General features: G+C 69.1%; 6 protein-coding genes. All 6 read left to right on the top strand.

Translation table 11 applies throughout. From position 1 onward, the window contains the following. The first annotated feature begins 53 nt into the window (after positions 1-53). From ACOVRJ_RS19545 to ACOVRJ_RS19520, 6 genes are read left to right on the top strand one after another with little or no spacing between them, the layout of a single operon-like run. Entirely contained in the window at positions 54-641 is a 588-nt protein-coding gene (locus ACOVRJ_RS19545; RefSeq protein WP_422045498.1) for a hypothetical protein, read from the top strand. Beyond that, on the top strand, positions 638-1201 hold the full coding sequence (locus ACOVRJ_RS19540; RefSeq protein ID WP_422045497.1) for a hypothetical protein: 564 nt from the start codon (positions 638-640) through the stop codon (positions 1199-1201). The genes ACOVRJ_RS19545 and ACOVRJ_RS19540 overlap by 4 nt, the downstream gene beginning before the upstream one ends. Then, complete coding sequence (locus tag ACOVRJ_RS19535) at positions 1198-1614, top strand: DUF6950 family protein (protein WP_422045496.1); 417 nt, start codon at positions 1198-1200, stop codon at positions 1612-1614. The genes ACOVRJ_RS19540 and ACOVRJ_RS19535 overlap by 4 nt, the downstream gene beginning before the upstream one ends. Beyond that, a complete protein-coding gene (locus tag ACOVRJ_RS19530) occupies positions 1614-6566 on the top strand; it encodes a phage tail protein (protein ID WP_422045495.1) in 4953 nt (1650 codons plus the stop codon). Before ACOVRJ_RS19535 ends, ACOVRJ_RS19530 begins: the two co-directional genes overlap by 1 nt. Before the next feature lie 5 nt (positions 6567-6571). Beyond that, positions 6572-6886: a hypothetical protein gene (locus ACOVRJ_RS19525; protein ID WP_422045494.1), complete on the top strand. Its 315-nt coding sequence runs from the start codon at positions 6572-6574 to the stop codon at positions 6884-6886. Beyond that, positions 6883-7269 carry a tail fiber assembly protein gene (locus ACOVRJ_RS19520; RefSeq protein WP_422045493.1) on the top strand — a complete coding sequence of 129 codons (387 nt, stop codon included), beginning with the start codon at positions 6883-6885 and terminating at the stop codon, positions 7267-7269. Before ACOVRJ_RS19525 ends, ACOVRJ_RS19520 begins: the two co-directional genes overlap by 4 nt. Positions 7270-7341: the final 72 nt, after the last annotated feature.

Here is a 7341-nt window from a genome sequence, read left to right as displayed (position 1 = left end):
TCAAGGCCGAGCTGGTCGGCAGCATGCGCCGCCCAGGCTTTGCGGGGTAAACCATGGCCACCTTCGACCTCCCCAGCACCCTCAAGCCCACCACCATGGAGTGGGGCAGCATCAAGGCCGGCGTGCAGTTCCGCAGCCCGTTCAACGGCTCGGTGGAATCCATCGAGTTCCCGGGCGAGCGGTGGCGCGCCTCGCTGACCTTCAACCTGGGCACGCCCGCGCTGGCGGGCCAGGCCGAGGCCTTCTTTGCGCGCGTGGCCGGCGGGTCCGAGCGCGTGCGCCTGCGCCACTTCCTGCGCCCGGCCCCGGTGGGCACCATGCGCGGCGCGCCCACGCTCAACACCGCCGCCGCGCGGGGCGACCTGCAGCTGCTCATCAACACCACCGGCACGCTCAAAGCGGGCGACTTCTTCAAGGTCGGCGGCCAGCTGTTCCAGTGCTTGGCCGACTGCACGCCAAGCACCGGCGTGCTCACCGTGCCCCTGGTGCAGCGCGTGCGAGCCGCCCTGGGCAGCGGCGCGGCAGTCACCTGGGACCGGCCCACCGCCTTGTTCATCTGCCCCGCCATGACCTTCGCCGCCGGCTACAGCCCCGGCCAGGCCGCCCCCATGGCCGTCGATTTCGAAGAGGTGTTTTCTTGAGGGCCATCAACGCCACCCCCGCCGGCTGGCTGGGCAACCGCTTGGGCCTGGCCCTGCTGGCCGAGATGGCCTTTGAGAGCGGCACGCTTTACGCTACCAGCGCGCCCATCGATATCGACTGGAACGGCAACACCTACCTCGGCGGTCGCCAGGTCGGCGTCGAGGAAGTCAAAGACCAGGGCGGCGAGGTGCAGGGCCTGCGTTTCAGCCTGAGCGGCGTGCCCAGCGAAATGGTGGCCCTGGCCCTCAACGAAAGCCTGCAAGGCCGCAGCGTGGTGTTGCGCGTGGCGCTGCTCGACCCCGACACCCAGGCCATTGGCCAGGTGCTGCAGCTCTGGTCAGGCACCATGGACCAGATGCCGGTGCGCCATGGCCCCGAGTCCAGCACGATCACCGTGACCGCCGAGCACCGCGGCATTTACTTTGCCCGGCCCAAGCCCCTGCGCTACACCGACGCCGACCAGCGCCGCCTGTACCCCGGCGACAGCGCCCTCGAGTACATCGTGCGGCAAAGCCAGCACCAGGACATTTGGCCCAGCGCGGAGTACTTCAAGCAATGACCACGCCGAGCCACCCCCGCCTGCCCGATTGGCAGCCCCGCCTGCAGGCCCTCATCCAGGCGCGCCTGGCCGCGCCTTTCGCCTGGGGCGAGCACGACTGCTGCCTCTTCGTGTGCGATGCCGTGCAGGCCATCACCGGCCAAGACCCCGCCGCTGACCTGCGCGGCTACCGCAGCGAGCGCGAAGCCATGCGCATCATTCATGCGCACGGCGGCCTGCGGGCCATCGCGCAAGCCCGTGCTGGCGCTGAGGTGCCCGTCCTGGCTGCCCAGGTTGGCGACGTCGGCCTCTTGCCCATCGAGGGCCGTGACACCCTCGCACTGTGTGGCGGGGCCCACTGGCTGGCGCCTGGTGCGCAGGGCCTTGTTGCCCTGCCGCTTGATGCGGCGAGCAATGCATGGAGGGCCGCCTGATGCCGCAGATTGTTGTGCTGGCTATCGCGTACGCCTCTTACGGCTATTACGCCTGGCAGTTTTGGGCCATCGTGGCCGTCACTGCGTACAGCAGCTACCAGCAAAGCGCCGCGCGGCGAAAAGCCCGCAACGCCTACAACGAAAGCCTCAAAGACCGCCTGGTCAGCGTGCCGGTGGTCGATGCGGCGCGGGCTCGTGTCTATGGCCGCGTGCGCTGCGCCGACGGCGTCATCTTCAAGGCCACGCACGGCACCAAAAAAGAGAATTTCACCATCGTGCTGGCCCTGGCCGGGCACGAGATCGACGCGGTTGAGCAGGTCTACTTCAACGACGTGCCCGTCACCCTGGACGGCAGCGGCTACGTCACCACCGCGCCCTGGCTGACCATCACCCGCACCAGCGGCCGGCAGATCGTCACCGCCGGCAGCGCCAGCGCCACCATCCCCAGCGATGCCGTGCCGGCCAGCGTTGGCGTCACCGCCGAAAGCACTGCCGACCGCCTCGCGCAAGAGTCCATCGCCTTCAGCCAGGCCGGGTCGGTGGTCACGCCCTCGGGGGGCTATCTGGGCGTCAATCGCCACATCACCTACCAAGTCGCCAACACCAGCAGCAAAGCCCGCGTGCGTGCCTACAGCGGCGCGCCGGGGCAAGACCTCAGCACCGTGCTGGCCGGCATTCCGGGCATCACCAGCGCGCACAAGTTCCAGGGCATCGCCTGCCTGGTCATCGACCTCACTTACGACCAAGACGCCTTCCCCATGGGGCCGCCCAGCGTCAGCGCGGTGGTGCGCGGCGCCAAGCTCTTCGACCCCCGCAGCAGCACCACTGCCTGGACCGAAAACCCCGCCATCATTGCCCGCGACTGGGTGCTGCACCCCAACGGGGGCGGCCTGAGCAGCACCGATCTCGACGATGCCAGCTTCATCGCCGCGGCCAACGCCTGCGACGTCGCCACCAGCTTCACCACCATCAACGCCGCCGGCAACAGCGTCACCCAAACCCTGCCGCTGTTCACCGCCGGCCTGGTGGCCCGCACCGACCAGGCCCCCGACGAAGTGCTGGGCGAGATCGTCGCCGCCATGGCCGGCCGCTGGGCCTGGGCTGGGGGGCGCCTGCGCCTTCGCGCCGGGGCCTACCAAGCGCCCGTGGCCACCCTCACCGAGGATTGGGTCAGCAGCGCGGGCGATATCGACGTGGTCAGCACCGTCCCGCGCACCGACCTGTTCAACGTGCTGGTGCCCAGCATCGCCAACGCGGCGCAGGCCTACGTCGTGTCGCCCATCCCCCGCATCGCCCCGGCCGCGTACATCGCCGCCGATGGCGGCGAGTACCCGCGCGAAATCTCGCTGGCCGCCGTCACCGACACCGCCCACGCGGCCCATGTGTGCGGCGTCATGCTGCGCGACAGCCGCCAGGCCCTGAGCGTGACCCTGAGCTGCAACCTGCGCGCCCTGGTGCTCGAGCTGTTCGACGTCGTCGCCGTCACCCTGCCGCGCTTCGGCTGGTCGGCCAAGCCCTTCGAGGTGCTCGGCTGGTCGTTCACCCAAGAAGGAGGCATCAAGCTCAGCCTCAAGGAAACCGACGCCAGCATCTTCAACCCTGACGCCAGTTTCAGCCGCAGCGACCCGGCGCCCAACACCGCGCTGCCCAACCCCTACACCGTGCCCAACGTGGCGCCCAGCGCCATCGACAGCGGCAACGCCCAGCTGCTCAAGCAGGCCGACGGCACCATCATCAGCCGCATGCGCGTCACCTGGGCCGCCGTGCAAGACGAGGCCGTGCGCAACGGCGGCAGCATCGAGCTGCGCTACGGCCCGGCCGACAGCGACGCCAGCACCTGGCAGACCGTCAGCGTGCCCGGCGTTGAAACCCAGGCCCTGCTCGATGGCGTGCAAGACGGCCGCGTCTACGTCGTCACGATCCGCGCCCGCAACAAGCTCGTGGCCGGCGCCTGGAGCCTGCACCAGTCGCACGTCGTGCGCGGCAAGAGCGCGCCCCCCAGCGACGTGGCCGGCTTCACCGCCACCAGCGCCCCCGGCGCCGTGCGCCTGAGCTGGACGTCCTGCCCCGACGCCGACTACGCCCTCACCGAGCTGCGCGTCGGTACCAGCTGGGCCACCGCCACGCGCATCTGGCGCGGCACCGGCAGCGCCTTCGAGTGGGCCGCGGCGCCCGGCAGCTACACCCTGCTGGCGCGGCACGAGGACACCAGCGGCAACTTAAGCACCGCCTTGGCCAGCACCACGGGCACGGCGCTCGCGGTGGTCACGGGCGGCGCGGCGCTCAATGCCAACCCAGCGTGCGACGACCTGGCCGCCTGGGAGTTCGACAACGCGCCCAACGTCATCCAGCTCAACACCACCTCAGCCGGTGCGGTGGGCACCCGCTATTTCAGCTGCAGCGGGCCAGGTACCGACCAGCGCATCTGGTCGCGTGAAACCATCCCGCTCGACCCGGCCAAGCGATACAGCCTCACGGCCAACATCGGCGCCCAGGCCGGCAACAACCGCAACGTCTACCTCACGGTGCGCATGTTCCGCGCCGATGGCAGTGAGCTGACTGGCGCCGACACCGGCTGGGGTGGCTCGTTTGCGGGCTACCCGTTCGGCGGGCTTCCAACCGCCGACAACGTGTGGCGCCGCTACGGCAGCGACTTTGGTGCCGGTGTGTCTGGCCGCCCCATTCCTGCGGCCGCGGCCTACTGCCGCGTGGGCTTTTGGTTCCAGTACGCCGCCACGGGCTCAGGGACGGTCGAGCAGGCCGTGCAAGACATTCGCCTCGAGGACGTCACCGCCGCCCGCCTGGCCAGCGATGCCGCCGCCGCCGCACAAGCCACGGCCAGCGCGGCGCAGACCACCGCCAACACCGCCAGCACCAACGCGACCAACGCGCTGAGCCGCATCGCCGCCATCGACAGCGACGGCATCTTGGCGCGCGGCGAAAAGGCCGCCACCATCCTCGACTGGCAGGCGCTGCAAGACGAAGAGGCTGGCATCGTGGCTCGCGCCAACGGTTACAGCATCGTCACCGAGCGCGACAACTACACCAACGCCAAGTCGGCGCTGGCCACCTACCTGTCGGGCCTCTCGCCGGCCTGGAACGACACCAGCCAAGACACGACCATCGTGCCGGCCGTGTACCGCGCCAATTGGGCCGACGTCTACGCCAAGCGGCAGGCCCTGCTCAACAAGATCGCCGAGGTGGCGGGCCAGCGCGCCAACTGGACGACGGTGAACGGTCGGCCGCCCGAAGAGAACATCCGCAACAACCTGATCGACCTGTCGTGGTGGCGGCGCAGCGGCACGATGCCTTGGGCGGTCAACACCGATGGGGGTGTTGGGCAGGCTCTGTTCACCTTCGGCCCTACAGGGACTCCGGACTACGGGCTTCCGTGTCCTGGTCCGAGGGGCGGCAACGATGTCTGCCTCTACGCGCAGGAGCAAAGCAGCAACGGCAATCAGGCCGGTGGCTGGGACTTTGGCACCTTCGTGGCTGCACCGGACCCCACCAAGACCTACCGCTTCGTGGTGCCCATCCGGCGTCTTGGTGGATCGGCGACGGCTTACTGGGGATGCGGCAACGTCTGCGACCTCAACACCACGACGATCAATGGCAACCCGTACTTCGCCATAGCAGGTGGAGCCCTTCAGACTGACCGCTGGTATCTCTTTGTTGGGTACGTGTACCCCCAGGGGTCCACTGGCAACACCAACGATTCGGCGGGCATCTGGGACTGCAAGACCGGCCAGAAGGTCGTGTCGGGGCTCAACTTCAACCACGGGCCTGGTGGCGTCCAGTACCACCGGGCTTACCAGTTCTACGCGAGCCTCGGGGCCGAGCAGATTTTCGGCAGGCCCATGGTCAACCTCGTGGACGGCACCGAGCCCAGCCTGCGCGAATACTTCGAGCCCAATGCTGTGCTCAACGATGCACTGGTGCCCAGCATCACCGCGGCGGCCAATGCGGCCTCAGCAGCGCAGACCACCGCCAACACGGCGAGCACCAACGCCAGCAGCGCGCTCAGCACGTTGGCCACGATGCGCAGCAACGGCTACCTCGACGCCAGCGAAAAGCCCGCCGTCATCCGCGAATGGCTGGCCATCAGCGGCGAGCGCACTGGCATCGTGGCGCAGGCCAACGCCTACGGCATCACGACCGAGCGCGACACCTACATCACCTGGCACGACGCGCTCAACAGCTACCTGAGCGGCCTGAGCCCCGCCTACAACGACACCAGCACCGACACCCCCATCACGCCGGCCACCGACCAGACCAACTGGACGACGTTCTACAACGCGCGCCAGGCCCTACTCAACAAGATCGCCGACGAGGCCGGCAAGCGGGCCCAGCGCGGTGCTGGTGACAACCTGATCCCCGACCCGCAGTTTCTGAGCCCCAGTTTTTGGCTCGGCGGCTTCGAGGTGACCACCGTGGCCAGCTTCGCGTCGGTCAACGCCGCGCGCTGGTCGGGCAGCTACGCTGGCTCGCCCGGCGTTGCGCTGCAGTGCAATTCCTGGGGCTCCGTGGGCGACGAGCAAGGCGGTCGCGTGCTCGTCGAGAAAAACGGCGTGTACCGGCTGCGCATCCGCGTCTACAAGGACGTCGGCAGCGCTGGCATCTTCTGGTTCGGCTTGCACATCCCAGGGCAGGCCTACTGGACGGCGCCGCCGGTCAACAGTGGCACGCCAGTCGCTTCGACGCCAACGGCGGGCTGGAACCTCTCGGCCATCCCGAACAGCGCTTGGACCGACTACGAAACCCAGGTGCAAATCACCGGCGTCGAAGCGCTGCAGGTGCAGCCCCGCCTGCGCAACGGCCTCACCGCCGGCACCATCTGGGTGACGATGGAGCTGACCCGCGTGGTGGGCACCAGCCAAATCGTGGCCGACTCCGTCACCGTCGTGCTCACCAGCTTCCTGGCCGGCCCGGTGGCCGACTTCAACGATATCTGACGGCCATGGCGACCATCCACTCCATCACCTTCACGCCAGCGGTCGACTGCACGCTCATCGTGTCCGTCACGGCCGACCTTTTCACGCGCAAGGCCAGCGGCGCCAACGGCTCGGCCAAGCTGTTCCGCACGCAGGGCAGCACGGTCAACGGTGACGCCATCGTGTTCACCACGCGCGGCGAGGCCAGCTTTGCGCAGCAGGCCACCTTCACCTGCACCGGCGGCAGCTCGGTCACCGTGGGGCTCGATGCCACGCGGCCCGGCGTGGGCGGCTACTCATTCAGCAACATCAACCTCAAGGTCGAGCAGATCAAGCGATGACCACCTGGCACTTTTACCGCCTGGCCGATGGGCTGTTTGTGGGCAGCAACTTCACCGGCCCTGCCGACGATCTCGATCTCAACATCCCGCCCGGCCACGGCGCGGCCCTGGGCGTGACCGACTGGCAGCGCCAGCGCGTCGACCTCGACACCGGCGAGCTGATGGACCACGAGCCCGAGGGGCCTGACCTGGCGCGGCGCCAGGCTGACGTGCGCGCCGAGCGCGACCGCCGCCTGCAGGCCTGCGACTGGGTGGTGGCCCGCGCCATGGAGCGCGGCGAGCCCGTGCCCGCCGCCTGGGCCGCCTACCGCCAGGCGCTGCGCGACCTCAGCGCGCAGCCTGGGTTCCCTGACGACGTGACCTGGCCCAGCCCGCCGGCCTGACCTCGCGCCGCGCCCTGCGCGTGCCACTTTCCCCCTGATGACAAACGCCCGCAGTCGGCACGCTGCGAGGCG

This window comes from Roseateles sp. (assembly GCF_049240545.1).
Taxonomy (GTDB): Bacteria; Pseudomonadota; Gammaproteobacteria; order Burkholderiales; family Burkholderiaceae_C; genus Paucibacter_A.
The sequence above is the reverse complement of the archived record's forward strand: the minus strand, read 5'-3'. Positions and strand labels throughout refer to the sequence as shown.